This window comes from Pseudoalteromonas sp. GW168-MNA-CIBAN-0100, assembly GCF_040309225.1.
In the GTDB taxonomy this organism is placed as follows: domain Bacteria; phylum Pseudomonadota; class Gammaproteobacteria; order Enterobacterales; family Alteromonadaceae; genus Pseudoalteromonas; species Pseudoalteromonas arctica.
Genome location: NZ_JBEOOL010000391.1, coordinates 1 through 298, shown reverse-complemented (window position 1 = coordinate 298; position 298 = coordinate 1). Strand labels below are relative to the sequence as shown.

Here is a 298-nt window from a genome sequence, read left to right as displayed (position 1 = left end):
AACAGCTAAGCATCAACATACTTTGCCTTGTTAATTACGAGGTAATAAGCCACTAAGTTTGCTTTAAGAGAGAGTTTTAATGACTCAATCTATTTCTGATACCAGCTCGTTATTTTCACCTGTAGAACTTGGCCCTTATACACTTAAGAACCGTATTGTAATGCCACCACTTACACGCTCTCGTAGCACGCAGCCAGGTAATATTCCAAACGACTTAATGGCAACCTATTATGCGCAGCGTGCCAGCGCTGGCTTTATGGTTACCGAAGGTACGCAAATAGAGCCTAGAGGCCAAGGC

1 protein-coding gene is annotated in these 298 nt (G+C 43.3%); it reads left to right on the top strand.

Features of this window, described 5'->3' with window-relative positions; translation table 11 throughout:
• Positions 1-79 precede the first annotated feature (79 nt).
• Positions 80-298: oxidoreductase (locus AAEY62_RS21620; RefSeq protein WP_502935541.1), on the top strand; the 219-nt coding region annotated here is incomplete at its 3' end.